The 14,207-nt window shown below is 53.9% G+C and carries 15 protein-coding genes; 7 read left to right on the forward strand and 8 right to left on the reverse strand.

Going from position 1 to position 14,207, the window contains the following annotated elements; all coding sequences use genetic code 11:
* The first annotated feature begins 61 nt into the window (after positions 1-61).
* The 5 genes from C5J24_RS09500 to C5J24_RS09520 all read left to right on the forward strand — a co-directional run bounded on the left by C5J24_RS09500 (position 62) and on the right by C5J24_RS09520 (position 3,563).
* Entirely contained in the window at positions 62-1,093 is a 1,032-nt protein-coding gene (locus C5J24_RS09500; RefSeq protein ID WP_105417439.1) for a uroporphyrinogen decarboxylase family protein, read from the forward strand.
* Positions 1,094-1,339: 246 nt separating this feature from the next.
* Complete coding sequence (locus tag C5J24_RS09505; RefSeq protein WP_105417441.1) at positions 1,340-2,047, forward strand: alpha/beta fold hydrolase; 708 nt, start codon at positions 1,340-1,342, stop codon at positions 2,045-2,047.
* Positions 2,044-2,397 carry an extradiol ring-cleavage dioxygenase gene (locus C5J24_RS09510; protein WP_105417443.1) on the forward strand — a complete coding sequence of 118 codons (354 nt, stop codon included), beginning with the start codon at positions 2,044-2,046 and terminating at the stop codon, positions 2,395-2,397. The genes C5J24_RS09505 and C5J24_RS09510 overlap by 4 nt, the downstream gene beginning before the upstream one ends.
* The gene (locus C5J24_RS09515; RefSeq protein ID WP_105417445.1) at positions 2,390-3,232 is read left to right on the forward strand and encodes a class III extradiol dioxygenase family protein; all 843 of its coding nucleotides are present in this window, start codon (positions 2,390-2,392) and stop codon (positions 3,230-3,232) included. The genes C5J24_RS09510 and C5J24_RS09515 overlap by 8 nt, the downstream gene beginning before the upstream one ends.
* Positions 3,233-3,236: 4 nt before the next feature.
* Positions 3,237-3,563: a YciI family protein gene (locus C5J24_RS09520; RefSeq protein WP_105417447.1), complete on the forward strand. Its 327-nt coding sequence runs from the start codon at positions 3,237-3,239 to the stop codon at positions 3,561-3,563.
* Positions 3,564-3,626: 63 nt separating this feature from the next.
* Here C5J24_RS09520 and C5J24_RS09525 read toward each other — a convergent pair whose 3' ends face one another.
* Positions 3,627-4,400, reverse strand: coding sequence for a siderophore-interacting protein (locus tag C5J24_RS09525; RefSeq protein WP_105417450.1), 774 nt, complete (start codon positions 4,398-4,400; stop codon positions 3,627-3,629).
* A 369-nt stretch (positions 4,401-4,769) separates the two neighbouring features.
* On the opposite strand from C5J24_RS09525, the gene C5J24_RS09530 reads away from it, so the two are divergent.
* Complete coding sequence (locus tag C5J24_RS09530; RefSeq protein ID WP_105404137.1) at positions 4,770-5,024, forward strand: DUF6074 family protein; 255 nt, start codon at positions 4,770-4,772, stop codon at positions 5,022-5,024.
* Between the two features lie 157 nt (positions 5,025-5,181).
* Here C5J24_RS09530 and C5J24_RS09535 read toward each other — a convergent pair whose 3' ends face one another.
* The 5 genes from C5J24_RS09535 to C5J24_RS09555 form a co-directional block, all read right to left on the reverse strand.
* Complete coding sequence (locus C5J24_RS09535; RefSeq protein WP_105417452.1) at positions 5,182-5,574, reverse strand: hypothetical protein; 393 nt, start codon at positions 5,572-5,574, stop codon at positions 5,182-5,184.
* On the reverse strand, positions 5,571-6,239 hold the full coding sequence (locus C5J24_RS09540; RefSeq protein WP_245446598.1) for a hypothetical protein: 669 nt from the start codon (positions 6,237-6,239) through the stop codon (positions 5,571-5,573). Before C5J24_RS09540 ends, C5J24_RS09535 begins: the two co-directional genes overlap by 4 nt.
* A 1,129-nt stretch (positions 6,240-7,368) precedes the next feature.
* A complete protein-coding gene (locus tag C5J24_RS09545; RefSeq protein ID WP_105417454.1) occupies positions 7,369-9,192 on the reverse strand; it encodes a KGGVGR-motif variant AAA ATPase in 1,824 nt (607 codons plus the stop codon).
* A gap of 11 nt (positions 9,193-9,203) precedes the next feature.
* On the reverse strand, positions 9,204-9,806 hold the full coding sequence (locus C5J24_RS09550) for a hypothetical protein (protein ID WP_105417456.1): 603 nt from the start codon (positions 9,804-9,806) through the stop codon (positions 9,204-9,206).
* Entirely contained in the window at positions 9,803-10,633 is an 831-nt protein-coding gene (locus tag C5J24_RS09555; protein WP_105417458.1) for a hypothetical protein, read from the reverse strand. Before C5J24_RS09555 ends, C5J24_RS09550 begins: the two co-directional genes overlap by 4 nt.
* 784 nt (positions 10,634-11,417) lie before the next feature.
* Here C5J24_RS09555 and C5J24_RS09560 point away from each other — a divergent pair.
* On the forward strand, positions 11,418-11,975 hold the full coding sequence (locus tag C5J24_RS09560) for a recombinase family protein (RefSeq protein WP_105417460.1): 558 nt from the start codon (positions 11,418-11,420) through the stop codon (positions 11,973-11,975).
* A 911-nt stretch (positions 11,976-12,886) separates the two neighbouring features.
* Here C5J24_RS09560 and C5J24_RS09565 read toward each other — a convergent pair.
* Both C5J24_RS09565 and C5J24_RS09570 read right to left on the reverse strand, forming a co-directional pair.
* Entirely contained in the window at positions 12,887-13,330 is a 444-nt protein-coding gene (locus tag C5J24_RS09565; RefSeq protein ID WP_205836931.1) for a thermonuclease family protein, read from the reverse strand.
* Between the two features lie 4 nt (positions 13,331-13,334).
* Positions 13,335-14,126 carry a hypothetical protein gene (locus C5J24_RS09570; RefSeq protein WP_105417462.1) on the reverse strand — a complete coding sequence of 264 codons (792 nt, stop codon included), beginning with the start codon at positions 14,124-14,126 and terminating at the stop codon, positions 13,335-13,337.
* Positions 14,127-14,207: the final 81 nt, after the last annotated feature.

Raw genomic sequence — 14,207 nt, forward strand, 5'->3', positions numbered from 1 at the left:
CACGACAGCCGTCTGTCGAGGTATAACGTCTTTCAACACTGACACATGGGAGGATGAGACAGTGCTTTTTCCAACGACACTCGTAGGCAGTTATCCGCAGCCGGAATGGCTGATCGACCGCGCCAAGCTTGCGGGCCGTTTCCCGCCGCGCGTCCGCGCCAGGGAACTCTGGCGCATCCCCCAGGAATACCTCGCCGAGGCACAGAACGATGCGACGATCATGGCGATCAAGGCGCAGGAGGAGGCCGGCCTCGACATCATCACCGATGGCGAAATCCGCCGCGAGAGCTATTCGAACCGCTTTGCGACCGCGCTTGAAGGCGTCGATCTCGACAATCCGGGCTCGGCGCTTGATCGTTCCGGCCACCCGAACCCCGTTCCGCGCATTACCGGCAAGATCCGCCACAAACACGCGGTCGAGGCGGAGGACGTGAAATTCCTGCGCAGCCACACGGACCGCAAGATCAAGATCACCGTTCCCGGCCCCTTCACCATGTCGCAGCAGGCCCAGAACGATTTCTACAAGTCGGAAGAAGAAGCCGCCTACGACTATGCCGACGCGGTGAACGCCGAGATCCGCGATCTCTTCGCCGCCGGCGCCGACGTGGTGCAGATCGACGAACCTTACATGCAGGCCCGGCCGCAGAAGGCGGAACAGTACGGTCTCGCGGCGCTCAACCGCGCGCTCGACGGCGTGCAGGGCACGACGGCCGTGCATATCTGCTTCGGTTATGCGGCCATTATCCACGAGCGGCCGTCAGGCTATTCCTTCCTGACCCAGCTTTCGGGCTGCTCCTGCCACCAGGTGTCGCTCGAAACGGCGCAGTCGAACCTCGATTGCTCGACGCTGACCGGTCTTTCCGGCAAGACGCTGATGCTCGGTGTCATCGACCTGTCGGACATGAATATCGAGACTCCCGAAACCGTCGCCGACCGCATCCGCCGGGCGCTGCCTTACGTCGAGGCGAAGAACATCATCGTCGCGCCCGATTGCGGCATGAAATACCTGCCCCGCGAGGTCGCCTTCGGCAAGATGAAGGCGATGGTCGAGGGCGCCAAGATCATGCGCCGGGAACTCGGCGAGGCTGCCTGATCTTCCAGTTGAGTGCGTGGATAATAGGGGCGATTGCCACGGCAATCGCCCTTTTGTTTTGCGGTCTTGGCGCCTGAGCACACGCGATTCGGGGATATGTATCCCAAATATGTAAATTTTGACCATTTCTGGCTTATGATCCGGTCTATTGTATCCCAAATAAAATCGATATATACATTGCGCCAGAGGATTTTCGGCTGGCGGTTGTGCGATCTGCCCCACACAGGCTGGTCCGATAGGAAGATCATGACGACCCTTGTTCTCATACCCGGGCTTGTATCGGACGCCATCGTCTGGGCGCCCTTGGCCGAAGCGGCGTCTGGCGTCATGCCGGTTCATCACGCCGATCTCTCCGACGGCGCATCGATCACGGGTATGGCTCGAACGCTTCTCGATGAGACGGATGGCGATATCGTTGCTGTCGGCCACTCGATGGGTGGCCGCGTCGCTCTGGAAATGGCTCGCATGGCGCCGCACCGGGTTCGCGGTCTCGTGCTGGCCAATACGGGGCATCATCCGAAGCGCGAAGGCGAGGAAATCAAGCGTCAGCAGATGATCGATCTCGGCAACCGCAGCGTCGAGGACCTGGCGCAGCAATGGTTGCCGCCGATGCTCGATCCGGCCCGCGTGGGTGACAAGGACCTGATCGAACGCCTCCACGCCATGGTCCTCAGGGCAGGCTCGCAGGTTCATGAGCGCCAAATCCGCGCCCTTATCTGCCGCCCGGATGCCAGCGCCTATATCGCCGATCTTCGTTGTCCCATCCTGCTTGTCGCCGCTCGCCAGGACGGCTGGAGCCCGATCGCCCAGCACCAGGAAATTGCCGACGCAGTGCCGGATGCCGAACTCGTCATCATCGAAAATGCCGGGCATTTCGCTCCCGTCGAACGCCCCGTGGAAACGACCGCCGCCATCACCGAATGGCTGGCGCGCAGATTTGGAGAATCCCAATGAGTGAAGCAGCAGCTACGATACCGGATACCCCGCTCTTCGACCGGGCAGGCTCGATCCGCGGCTACCGGATCAACAAGATGGCCATGGCGCTTGGCCAGCCCGCCAACCGCGCAGCCTTCAAGGCTAACGAAGAGGCCTATCTCGACAGTTTTGGCCTGAGCGCCCACGAAAAGTCGGCGGTTATGGCTCGCGACTGGCACGAGATGGTGCGCCTCGGCGGCAATCTCTTCTTCATCCTGAAGATTTCCGCGGTCGATCCGACCCCGATCACCAGGATCGGTGCGGCCCAGGCCAGCATGGAACACGAAGACTTCCTGCATCTGAGACTGGGAAAAAAGCGCAATGGCTAAGATCATCGGTGGGCTTGGAACGAGCCACGTTCCCTCGATTGGTGCGGCACTCGACAAGGGGCTGCGCGACACGCCTGACTGGAAGCCGTTCTTCGACGGTTACGAAGTCGGCAAGCAGTGGATGCGGGATGCCAAGCCCGACATCGCCGTCGTCGTCTTCAACGATCACGGCAATACTTTCTTCCTCGATCGCGTGCCGACCTTCGCCGTCGGCGTCGCTGAAACCTACAACCCAATCGACGAAGGCTGGGGTCCGCGCGCCATCCCGGCATTCGAGGGTGCCGTGGATTTCTCCTGGCATTTCGTCGACAAGCTGGTTGAGCGCCATTTCGATCCGATGGTCTGCCGCGAGATCGAGGTGGATCACGGCTTGCAGGTGCCGATGGAACTGTTCTTCGGCCGGCCGGAAGCCTGGCCGGTGAAGGTCCTGCCGATCTGGGTCAACACCATCCAGTATCCGATCCCCACCCCGCAGCGCTGCTGGGACATGGGCAAGGTCCTGCGCGAAGCAATCGAGAGCTGGCCGGGCGACGAGCGCGTCGTCATTCTCGGCACCGGCGGCCTGTCGCATCAGTTGCAGGGCGCCCGTGCCGGCTTCATCAACCAGGCGGCCGACCGCGCCTGGCTGGACGGCATCGCCAGCAATCCGGAACCCTATCGCGCCATGAGCCGCGAAGACTATGTCGAGCAATTCGGCTCCGAAGGCGCCGAGCTGATCATGTGGCTGGTCATGCGCGCCGCGATGAACAGCGACGTCAACCTCATCCACAAGCACTACCACGCCCCGGCATCGATGACCGGCGCCGGCATGGTCGTGCTGGAAAATGCGGCCTGATCCGATGTTTCTCCTGATGCGCTGCCTGCACCATGAAGGCCAGGATGCCGCCCGCGATACCCATCGCCCGTCGCACCGGGCCTGGGTCCAGTCGGGCGGTGAAGGCCTTGCCGCGGTCCTGATCGGTTCGGCGCTTGTCGACGAGGGCGGTTCGTCGCTCGGCAATTTCGGCATCCTGGAGGCCGCGAGCCTCGAAGAGGCGCAGGCTTTTGCGCAAGGCGATCCCTTCAATCGTGCCGGGATCGTTTCGGCGATCGAGCTGACGCAGCTGCCGGACACGTTCCAGGCGGCTCGGATCAGCGACCCGATGACCCCGCGAAAGCACGGCTGATCCCATTTCGGCCAATAAAAAGCCCGCCATCCGGCCAGGATGGCGGGCTTTTCGTCATGTCGTTCAGTCCCCGATCGTCTCATGGGCATCCGCCTTGCCCTCGGCCCAATATCCGGCGGCCTTGATCCAGGCGAGCGGATATCCGCGCTTTTCGACCAGATAGGCTCGAACCGCACGGGCAACCGAGGCTTCGGCGGCGACCCAGACGAAGGTCTCGGGCTCAAGCGTGATCGTATCGAGTACCGAGATCAGCCCGGAGGCGTCCGTGGCGTGGGAAAGAGGGCGGTGCACCCAGAGTGTCTCCAGCGACGCCGGCGTCTCGAAGACCTGTTCCTCTTCAGGCCCGGTGACCAGCCCGATACTCGTGATCACGGCGTCTTCGCCGGCCTCTTCGATACGGCGGCCCATCGCCGGAAGTCCGGTCTCGTCGCCGATAAGCAGCCAGCGCTTCACGCCGGAGATGACGGCCGAGCCTCGCGGGCCGCCGATCGACAACGTACTGCCCGGCTCGGCATCCAGCGCCCATCGCGTGGCGGGACCGGCATCATGGACGGCGAAATCGAGCACCAGCGACCTGGCGTTCTGATTGTATCGCCGGGGCGTATAGTCACGGCGCTCCGGTTCGCCGGTTTCGGTCGGCAGGAAAATCTTGACGTGGTCGTCCGGCGCAGCGCTGACGAAATCCGAAAGATCCTCGCCGCTGAGCGTGACGCGCAGCGTCTGCGGCGTGATACGTTCGACGGTTTCAACCGTCAGCACGCGACGCTTAAGTTCGTGACGAATGCGCTCGATCTTTGGGGTGGAGGAAGTCTGGTCCTGGATCGTAAGGTCGTTCATCTAAATCCTTTCACGGGATGTCGATATCGACCTGCCGGACACAGCCGCGCAGACCGAAACCGGCAATGCCCGGTCGATCAGCGCGTTGAGTGACGTTAACGCTTACGTGCGAAGCCTTACGGCAATCGCAGTGTGAGCTTTAGGTAGGCGGGCAAAGCCCCGACGGCAAGGGTTGGCGAGCGTCAATTCCGGCAATTTTGCCAGTTGGGAAACTGCAAACAGCTGTCTTCGAGGTCATCGTCTTCGCAGCGCTGGTCTCGACATCCACCTTCCCTGCACCAGATACCTCCGATCGTTCAGCCTTTGTGAAGGACTGGCGGCCAATGTGCTGCAATCCCTGGGCGATTCGCCCGACAATATGGAGATGGCATGACGCTGCTGCAATTCCCCGCCGATCGGCGCACCGCTGACGTAAAACGTTGCGCCGAAGCGCTTCTGCGGCTTCACGGCGAACAAGCGAACCGTTTCTGGAGATCGGAAATGGCCAGTTTTGCGGCAGTTCTCAGAGCCCAGGGTGTGGCAGACGAGGAAATCTCCCGCCAGGCCGGCCTGTTCATGCACGCCGTCCAGATGCAGCTCCAAAACGATTGCCTCAACGACGAAACGAGCCTTGTGGCAGGTTGACGCCCGCCGACCTTCTGGCCGAGATATCGCAAGGTCTGACTGCGAAGGTTAGCTTCGACCGGGACAATGGCATAAAGCCCGACCGTCTTCGGCTCAAAAATTGCGCTATCGCAGTATGGTTTCGGTTGCAAAGGTTTCTGACGGCGGTTGTCACATATTACATTTGTTTGATCCGCGTGCTCGTCATAGGCAATTCGAACATTGCTCCACCCTGAACTATGGCAGACTGTGTCTCGATCGTTTGCCATAGCGCGAGAATGCGTTCCATTTGCTTGACGATCGGCGACTTATAGAGCCCTTTGGAAAGGAAGAAACCTACCATCTGAGAGTTTCGGAATGCGTTGTATTCAGCTTTGTTGCGCGTGATACGCCTGTCGCCCGACAGCACAATCCATCGACCCTCCGAATTGAGCTGACTAATCCAGTCCACGTCCTTGACGCCTGGCCCGAAGCGATCTCGGATGTGAATGATTTCGTGTTTTCCAGCGAATAATGCGCCTAGGGAGCGAGCTAGCACAGGCGGGAGGTTCTCATCGACAAGAACCTTCACGCAACTCTCTTCAAGCCGTCTTCGAAATGCACGGCGTCACGAACGACAGCGACCGGCACATCATAAAGTCGGGCGACATCCTCGGCGGACCCCTCGACTTCCACAGCTTCAGCAAGTGCGACAGTAGGGACGCCGAACTGAGAGGCAATCGGTTGCCCGAATGCTCGGTCGGGATCGATAATGATTGACTGTTTTCCATTGAAGGGGCGCCAGCGAGCTACTGTGTCGTCCTGAATGTCGAGATCTTTGAAAGTCTTCTCGATTACTTGTTTGAAAACATACTGCCGTTTTTTGAGATCGAGGAGCTTCGGCTCGCTAGTCCGCTCAATACTTTCGAGGAAAATAGTACGGCCGTCCGTTTGAAACCGGCGTGTGGAAAACGGACGATCGTCCTTCGCGCATTCTCTTGCATATTCCAAGCAGTTTCGGACGGCGAGCAGTCCAACGCCGGCGTCCAGGAACGCCTTTACGAAGCGAAGCTCAATCAGGTCACGGAAGCCGATTTCCAAGTGCTCCTGAATGTCGGCATGTTGAGTGGGCCAAAGAGGCTGGATACGGCGCTCCTCGCCGGATCGTCGGTAAATGTAACCTCCAAGCCAACGGTTCACATTAAGCGGAGAGGTTCGGAGCAAGCGAGCTGCTTCTGGCGCGGTGTAGGAGCCCACGCCAGTCGCGTCAGATATCGAAGCATGCTCTCGCGTTAAAACCATAAGCGCAACCTACCCATATCGCCGCTTGCTGCAAGATGGAGCGGCTACAGTCATGTAGAATTTTTCCAGCTGAAACGCACTCTCTTCCATAGGCCAGGCGTAGACAGCGACATGCTGCTTCCTATCAAAAAATATTGTCGTTACTAAGCGGTGATCACTTGGAGCCCTATGATACACCAACGGCCCTTAACGACAGGGCGTCCTCGCCAAAGGCTTAGTTTTTGAGATATAACTGGTGCCGCTTGCAGGAAGCGTTTCCTAAGATCAAAGGCGTTGCAAACCAAGGGGTCTGCGGGCAGGCGGTGAAACACGATGTCTCACCTTATTGTACCAGTTTTATACGAGCAGACAGTACGCGGCAATATGCGAGCCGTGCCGCTGCGGCGCATTGAACAACAAGAGGTGTGCGGGAGAGGTGGCGCAGGAGGGAGCGCCCACCATCGCTTAAAAGCCTTAGAAACCGGGCTTTCGGGGATGGGAAGGGAGACACAACGTCCCCCTTGTCCCCCAGCATTACATAAGCTCACTGAATATGCAAAGGGTGCGGGTGTCCTCTACGCATCCGGAGGATGCCAACGCACAAAATCATCGATGATGATTTACGGAGTGAAATGGCACCGCGTACAGAAGCGCTTCCTGATATCTAAGGCTTTGAATACCAAGAGTCTATGCAGGAGGTGGTTAAACGCGATGTCTCTCTTTGATGTACCGGCTTTATACGAGTGGACAGCGTGCGGCAACATATGAGCCGCGCGGTTGAGGCGCGTAATTAACGGTATAGTGGGGAGAAAATGTCCTTCTTATACATGGGTTATATGCAGCAATATCTCACGCAACAGCGACGAGCTAACGCCCGATACGGTCGAAAGATGCCAACGCATAAGAAATCTCTGAACGAACAGCGCTTACACTGCGTCCGCCTGCAGGCATTTCTTTAGGAGGTCTGAGGCTTCTTATGCAAGGGCGTCATGGGCGGGGAGTGAAACACGAGGTCCTGATATCCCTAGTAGCTTTAACTTACCCCCGCTTAGAAGACTGCAAGGCATAATTCTGTGCGTGAGTTAAGGTAGCCAAGATTGTTCCGCTACCGATATCTTCTAGCGGACCGAGCGGCTGGTTCCAGTTCGTAATTTTCGGGCATAGCATGAAGTTCATTGTCGGCGATCGCAGCGATAATGCGTCTATAAAAGGTAGGCTCATAGACATTCTGAATCTCGCTGCTAAGTTCCTTACGTCGATCGTTTAGATGCAGAATTCTACCAGATGCGAAAATGAGGTGCGGATCTCCCTCAATAAGGCCTGTCTTTAGGTATTCGCCAGCATATTTAATAGCATCTTCGACAAGCCCTGCTTTAAGCAAAAGATTAAGAACCGAATCTTGGTTTCCCGATTCAGCCAGCCGACGTAATGAAGGAGGAGCAATTAACACATCGGGTACAGCAACTTCGTTATCCGCCTCTTCAACAGATGCCCAAGCTGCTAATAACTTATCGCTCGAAATAACCAAATCCTGATTTTGGGAAATCAGAGAGCGAGCTTCCCTATAAGACTCATTTCTTACAAGCTGAACAATTAAAGTTGAAAATACATTTTCATCCGTCGGGTCTATCGCAAATGCGCGACGAAGAACGCTCGCCGCAACGTCTCTATTGGAGAGGTTATCGTAGCTTTCTGCAAGATCAACTGCCACCTTCATACTCGGCTGATTGCTGTTCGTCCAAACTTCATGAATGAAATCTAGTGAATAGTTTTTAGTGCGCATGGCATACGCGTAAACTTCACTAAAATTGGCATTCACGACGGATTCTATTAGCGCGTGATCTTGCTCTTCTCTAAACGACCACAAACGCGCTGCGGCCTGTAAAATTTCGTCGCCCTTAACATTTCTCAGCCGGTAAAGTTTAAGTAATTCCCGAAATGCTTGAGGTATGTTGAACGAGTAAGCAAGGTTTTCAATCTCCTTCTGGGACTCATCCGGGAATTCCATCAATTTGTTTAAAGCACGATCAATGATCGGCGTTACGCTCTCTCGAATAGTTTCAGCGCTCAATTTCGCAAATAACAAAAGATAATCTTGCAAAAGCTGAGATTTTTCCGCCGAAGTGCTGCCGCCGACGAGAATTTTTTCTCCTTGGAGGATGTCAAGGTCATTATGAAGAACGACAAGTTCGCCAAAATTCAACGTATCTTGCAGATCTTCAGCTTCCTCGTTGAGAAAATTCAGCGTCTTATCGATGATTTGCTTCTCGTTCTGGAGGCCGTGCGGCAAGCGCGAGACAACAGGGAAAATTTGGGGAGTAGGCATCTCGGGCGGTCTTGGAGATTGACGCAATGCTCTGAGAACCATACGGGCGCCGTCAAGATTTTCTTGCATCGGGGTGACAAGACAAACAATCTTATCTGCCAAGAGCGTGGTAGCCACGCCGCCAATTTCCGTAATGCCCGTACGTGCATCAATAAGAAGAAAGTCTGGGTTTATCTCTTCTCGTATTTGCTCTTTGAGTTCCAGAAATCTCAAGGCGCCACTGGTAGGTGAATTATATAAGAAATCCTGCCAATCGATGTTAGATAGCTTTCTCCAATATTCCCTCTCTGGAGCCGCTCCAGCGGGCATCATCAAAATGCTTCCTTCGGCTCCCTTCATCAAGGATATGCTGATCAAGTATTTTGAAACATCCGACGCCTGACCAGTTTCCATTGTCTCGACGAGATAGTCGATCAATCCATGCCTGATGGCTGTACGCTCAGATCTTTTATTTACAAGCTTATAATGGAGCCCTGGCGCCTCCAAATCGAAATCTATAGCAACAACTTTTTTCCCCAATAGCGCGAGATAGTGGGCTACATTGGCCAACGCTAACGTTCGCCCTACGCCGCCCTTATATGAATAAAATGTAATGGTTTCCATCAGCACCGTCCCTAAAATGCGAACATACTACGACGCTTCGAATACACGGCGCCTATCGCAACCAAATCCTCCACTCCATATCTTTTGGTGCAGTGAGGAAATCTTGAGGGAACATCGATCGCTTTGATATGCACATGAGCACGCTTCTCTCGAAGAGCGGTGCACTTTTTGAGTAAACCTATGCATCTCTCAAAAATTTGATTATCTTTCTTGGAAAGTGGAACTTCTAGTATTTCCAAGATTATTCCTTCTGCGAGATTGAAATCTGCTGTTTCTAATATATCAACTTCGATGCGCTCAAGAAGATTATTTATGTGCCGCGCATCTGCATACTGTAGCGCCCTAAGTGCTAAAGTCTTAGATGACTCAATTGGCGCAACTTCGCTGCGGTAATCCCCGACTAGACGATCGAGATAATCAACCGTCGCTTGATAATCAGTAAAGACCTCTTCCGAAGGGATGAAGCCGCCTGTTTCAATGGTAGACTTGATGGCGGTTTTCTCAATCCGCTTCTTCTGTTCGCTTCGGTACGGTGGGTAAATCAAAAAAGTGTCATCTTTATCTTCAACGATTGCCCATCCATCAACCGGTGAGACAAATAAACACTTTATCATGCAGTGATCTCCATGGCGTTGAGAGGAATTTTATAAGCCTCCGCCTGAGCAACGATTTCTAGAAAGTCCTGCGCCAAAGCACGATCTGCATTGCCTCGGGTTTTACCATACATGCCACCTAGGGCCAGGTCCATCAAGGCATCGTATTCGGTTCTGGCTATCCTAATTTCTGCGATAGAAGTAGGTGTAAGTTGCTCATCGACAATCGCCTCTACATAAGTGTTGTCGTTGCAAGCCATTCGTGACCACGACAGCGAATCGTGGATAAGTGGATCTCCAGCGTGCTTTAAGCAGCACAATTCTGGAAGCGACAGTTTCGAGCAGGCATTGGCTATCAGCCCGGCAACATTTACGTTAGCGTTGTCATCAACGTAGTTTTGTAAGCTGTCGGACGCTACAAACACAGCCTTATCTTGATCTACGGCCAAGCCGTTTAGAATCACGCAGAAACTTCCGTATTTAGGGGCGCCGAGGCCACCTAAGTTCACGGCGGCATAATATATCGTGTCGGGTATTTCCAAAGCTGCATCAAGGGCTATTCGCTTGCTAAAGTACTCACCCAGAAGTCGCCTCAGTTCTTGCTCAACAGATCGCTTACTAATGCCGGACAACTTTTTCGCTTGCTGATAAATATTTTCATAATATCCCTTACTCAGCACCGCTCCCACGACGTGAGGTCGCATATTAATCGACAGTCTACCAGACGTTCGGACACCAACACAAAAATCCTGAAGCTTGCTGGGATCCGGCAATGATCTTGTTGCAGTTTCGAAGAGTTGCCGAATTGGCTGGTCATTATTCGTTGCTTCGACAAAGAGCTTAGGCATATGCGCTTGGATCTCGATATAGGTGTTAATGTCTCTAGTATGCAACCATATATATGACTGCTATGGCAATGGCAAAAAATAAAATGTAACAGAACCTTAGCTGTTAATCGTAGCTGTTCCACAGTCATCGAGCCCGACAAAGTAATTTTACCTTCAGGGATCGGAGAGTTTGCTTCAGGTTCAGGGCTTCCGGCAGGCGAATCTACCGTCATGCGGTGGGGCTTTCACTACGGGGACTTTTGCTTGCAGACGGAGGAGGGGAAGTCTGTGCTGTGCATCCCTTGGAGGCGCTGACCCTGACTGTAGCAGGTTAGAGATTTTGCTATTTTGGCAAGTATTCTTATAGAATGCTAATGGTTCCGTGCATGTCGAAAAACTAGAAATTTTTGCGAGAGGGTATTTAAGTTCCTTCGTACAGCCGTTTCCCCATAGGGCGCTGTCGGTCTGGCGTGTAGCAATTCGCTCTCGGCAATGCGTGCGATATTTCGCGCCAGCCTTCGTCATGACAGAAGGCACATAAGGCCCGGGTACAGGGTCTTGTCCGCAGGGGATACCGTAATGGCTGTTGGTTATCGCCTACGTTTCTTGTCTACAAGGCTGTGCCGACTTCTTCCTATGGTGCATCCAACAGGCGTGACCGCAACGGACGCGGTACATCCAGCTTAGTGGGTTTCACGTCGCTCCGTACATAAAGGTATACCTTTTCAGCACAGCACTCTTGACTGTACAGATAGAGTACACTAATGGTTCGTACACATAAGTCTAAAAGATAGGAGTACGAACTATGGGTGCAGTTGTCGGCTATGCGCGGGTGTCAACTAGCCAGCAGGACCATTCCAGTCAGGTTGCGAGGCTAGAAGCAGCCGGAGCTACAAAGGTTTTTACTGAGAAGCGATCCGGCCTAGACGGTGAGCGTCTGGCATTGGCTGAATGCGTACGTTATTTGCGGGAAGGGGATACGCTGCTTGTGACCAAGCTTGATCGATTGGCCCGGTCCACGGCGGACCTGTACAAGATAGTGAGCGACATCGATAAGCGCGGGGTTTCATTCAAGGTACTGGACGACGCCGCAATCGATACCAGCAGCCGAACCGGCAAACTTGTGATGGGTATACTAGCTTTGATCGCTGAGTTCGAAACCGACATCCGCAAGGAGCGGCAAATGGAAGGAATTGCCAGAGCCAAAGCCGAGGGCCGTGCAGGCGGTAGACCGGCTCTTGTGACCGAGGAAGTCCGCACTAGGGTATTTGGTTTACGAGAGCAGGGCCTGAGCATTCGCAAGGTGGCTGAGGAAATTGGCTTCTCGAAGGCGACGGTTCAAAACATCATTCAAAATCAATAAGATATGAAGCTCGAAACGGACTTTTTTGGTACTGGACCCCTTTTAGGAATAACAACTCCTGTATCGGTTTAAGCAGATATACGAATGTATATATGAACAGTTAACAACAGTAGCGTGTATAGTATGCAATCCGGAAAATGATAGCATAGCGAAAACTAGGAAAATTGATATAATATAATATAGTACATATCTCAGTAATGTAGCTATAATACATTAGGCATCGATAGATATGCTGTCTATATAATACCATAGATACATAAATATGATTGTGTAATTGGATATAATACAGAGATATAACAATTGAATACATATAGATATCGACACAGGATAGAAAACAATGACGGCGCCAGCTAAAATACCTATTCGTTTTCAATGGCCTACGATCATGTGGACTGTGCATTCCATTTGGCCATGGCGGTCGCACCTTCCATACTGACCGGTTCATAATCAATGGCTAAACATATGGAACATACCAGGCCCCGGCTGGATGAAGTTCATAGTCCTCGGAATTTGAACTGGACCACGATTGAGTACGACCGGGCTGTGATGAAGTAACGTGCAAGACGTTAGTCTGGTTTACAATACGACACCGATGCACGGCATAAGAAGTACAGCAAAGTCTTGGTATTTAATCACGGCTTTCGCATAAGGGTTGTCGATTTCATAAGTTTGATTGGACGGGGTTCTTTCCGATGCAGCCTCTTTCGGTCGCAGAGGCCCGTCAGGGCGCAAACTCGGGTCGGGATAGGCAATGGTGCTGCGATGGCCCGATGCCTCCCTACGGTCGAATGCGGGAATTTTCGATATCGCTAAACTTAATTTAGATCTTGGTATCCTTCAATATTCCTGTGCTGAACTGGTAAAATCGCGTTGTTTTTAACGTCTGTTGTCCCGCCATTATTCTAATGCCATCAGCACCACGGTTGCCTTCGCCCGGTCCATGTCCGGGCCAAACCTTCCGAACACGAGAATGCCGCAAGGGATCGACCTCCCCGTACCAGTACTCGGAGTTCGCGCCCGTTCCTGTCTTTGTCTCGGTTTCTCCATGCCAATATGTGGAAGGGGCCGTCATTGACCAGTTCCATGAGCCTTACAGTTGCCCGTTCGCCTAGCGCCTTTTCGGCTGCACAATGGGGCTGACTGATTTCCGGTGTGTCGATGTCGGCAATACGGATTTTGACACCATCGTTCCAGAGCGTATCACCGTCCACGATGCAATTTACTCGTGGGCCGGTCCCGCATCGCTGGTAGGCCGGTTGCACTATATCGGCTACAGCCGGACAAGTGAGAGAGAATAGGACGCCAAGCGGTACGACTAGCCAGACCGCAAGGCTCATGCCGGTGATGACACTCATACCGTCAATGCTGGGTCACGAACTGGAAATACCCATCTGCAGCAAGCCGGGGATGAACGCCCCGTTCGAAGCTGCTGTTGATCCGGGCCGGATCGGCTCTCTCAAGCCAACCGCGAAACTGCGCTGTATCGGCGGCAAAACGTCTAAGCTCGTCCTTGAAGGCAGCATAATAGCTGTCGTAGGTCTGGTAGCGTTCCGTAGTCAGGCCGTGCTTGTGACAAAACGAGGCAGCGAGAACGAGGGGGTCAACTCTGTCACGATATGCTCGTTGCAGCGGCTCGTCTCCCAGGAAGTCTATAACGTTCAGTTCACTGCCGCTCCTGCCGGAAAGCCGGTGAACCTCGTCCGCGAAGCTCTGGTAGAAAGCGTTGTAGTTGTTACCCACGCTTGGCTGCCTGCTGGCTTGCGCCTCGTCAGCTTTGGGAGCGGGCGTACCACCGCCATAAGTGGCATCCAGTGCGACAGTCTGCGGCGCTGACAGAGCCATGTTCCGATACCAAGCGGGCATCGCTGATCTCATACCGCGACGATATGCATATCCGATAACTGGAAGCTGCTTGCCGCCATGCACGGTCTGCAACTGATGCTTGGCCATAAGGGCGACATTCCTCATCTGATCGGAAGCAAGGTCGCGCATGATCGTATCAGCATCCTGGTTTGCACCGTGTTGCGATCCGCTAATCTTCAAGGCTTCGAGGTAGACGTAAGCCCGAACAGTCTCTTTGCCTGCGCTCGTGGTATGCCGAAAAAACTTGTACCCAGCGAATGCCAGCAACCCAATGATGATGATTTCCAAGTGCCTGCCCCTGCGCCCAACACGGCTCAAATATCCGATTTTTGGATAATCCGAAATTCGGATTACCGCACGGTTGAAGGG

It is taken from the genome of Neorhizobium sp. T25_27, from assembly GCF_002968565.1.
In the GTDB taxonomy this organism is placed as follows: Bacteria; Pseudomonadota; Alphaproteobacteria; order Rhizobiales; family Rhizobiaceae; genus Neorhizobium; species Neorhizobium tomejilense.

Excerpts from the sequence above, each read along its gene's own strand:
- C5J24_RS09525 (WP_105417450.1), bottom strand. The coding sequence starts at position 4,400 with ATGAACGACCTTACGATCCAGGACCAGACTTCCTCCACCCCAAAGATC.
- C5J24_RS09565 (WP_205836931.1), bottom strand. The coding sequence starts at position 13,330 with ATGAGTGTCATCACCGGCATGAGCCTTGCGGTCTGGCTAGTCGTACCG.
- C5J24_RS09560 (WP_105417460.1), top strand. The coding sequence starts at position 11,418 with ATGGGTGCAGTTGTCGGCTATGCGCGGGTGTCAACTAGCCAGCAGGAC.
- C5J24_RS09550 (WP_105417456.1), bottom strand. The coding sequence starts at position 9,806 with ATGATAAAGTGTTTATTTGTCTCACCGGTTGATGGATGGGCAATCGTT.
- C5J24_RS09510 (WP_105417443.1), top strand. The coding sequence starts at position 2,044 with ATGAGTGAAGCAGCAGCTACGATACCGGATACCCCGCTCTTCGACCGG.
- C5J24_RS09520 (WP_105417447.1), top strand. The coding sequence starts at position 3,237 with ATGTTTCTCCTGATGCGCTGCCTGCACCATGAAGGCCAGGATGCCGCC.
- C5J24_RS09530 (WP_105404137.1), top strand. The coding sequence starts at position 4,770 with ATGACGCTGCTGCAATTCCCCGCCGATCGGCGCACCGCTGACGTAAAA.
- C5J24_RS09555 (WP_105417458.1), bottom strand. The coding sequence starts at position 10,633 with ATGCCTAAGCTCTTTGTCGAAGCAACGAATAATGACCAGCCAATTCGG.
- C5J24_RS09545 (WP_105417454.1), bottom strand. The coding sequence starts at position 9,192 with ATGGAAACCATTACATTTTATTCATATAAGGGCGGCGTAGGGCGAACG.
- C5J24_RS09505 (WP_105417441.1), top strand. The coding sequence starts at position 1,340 with ATGACGACCCTTGTTCTCATACCCGGGCTTGTATCGGACGCCATCGTC.
- C5J24_RS09515 (WP_105417445.1), top strand. The coding sequence starts at position 2,390 with ATGGCTAAGATCATCGGTGGGCTTGGAACGAGCCACGTTCCCTCGATT.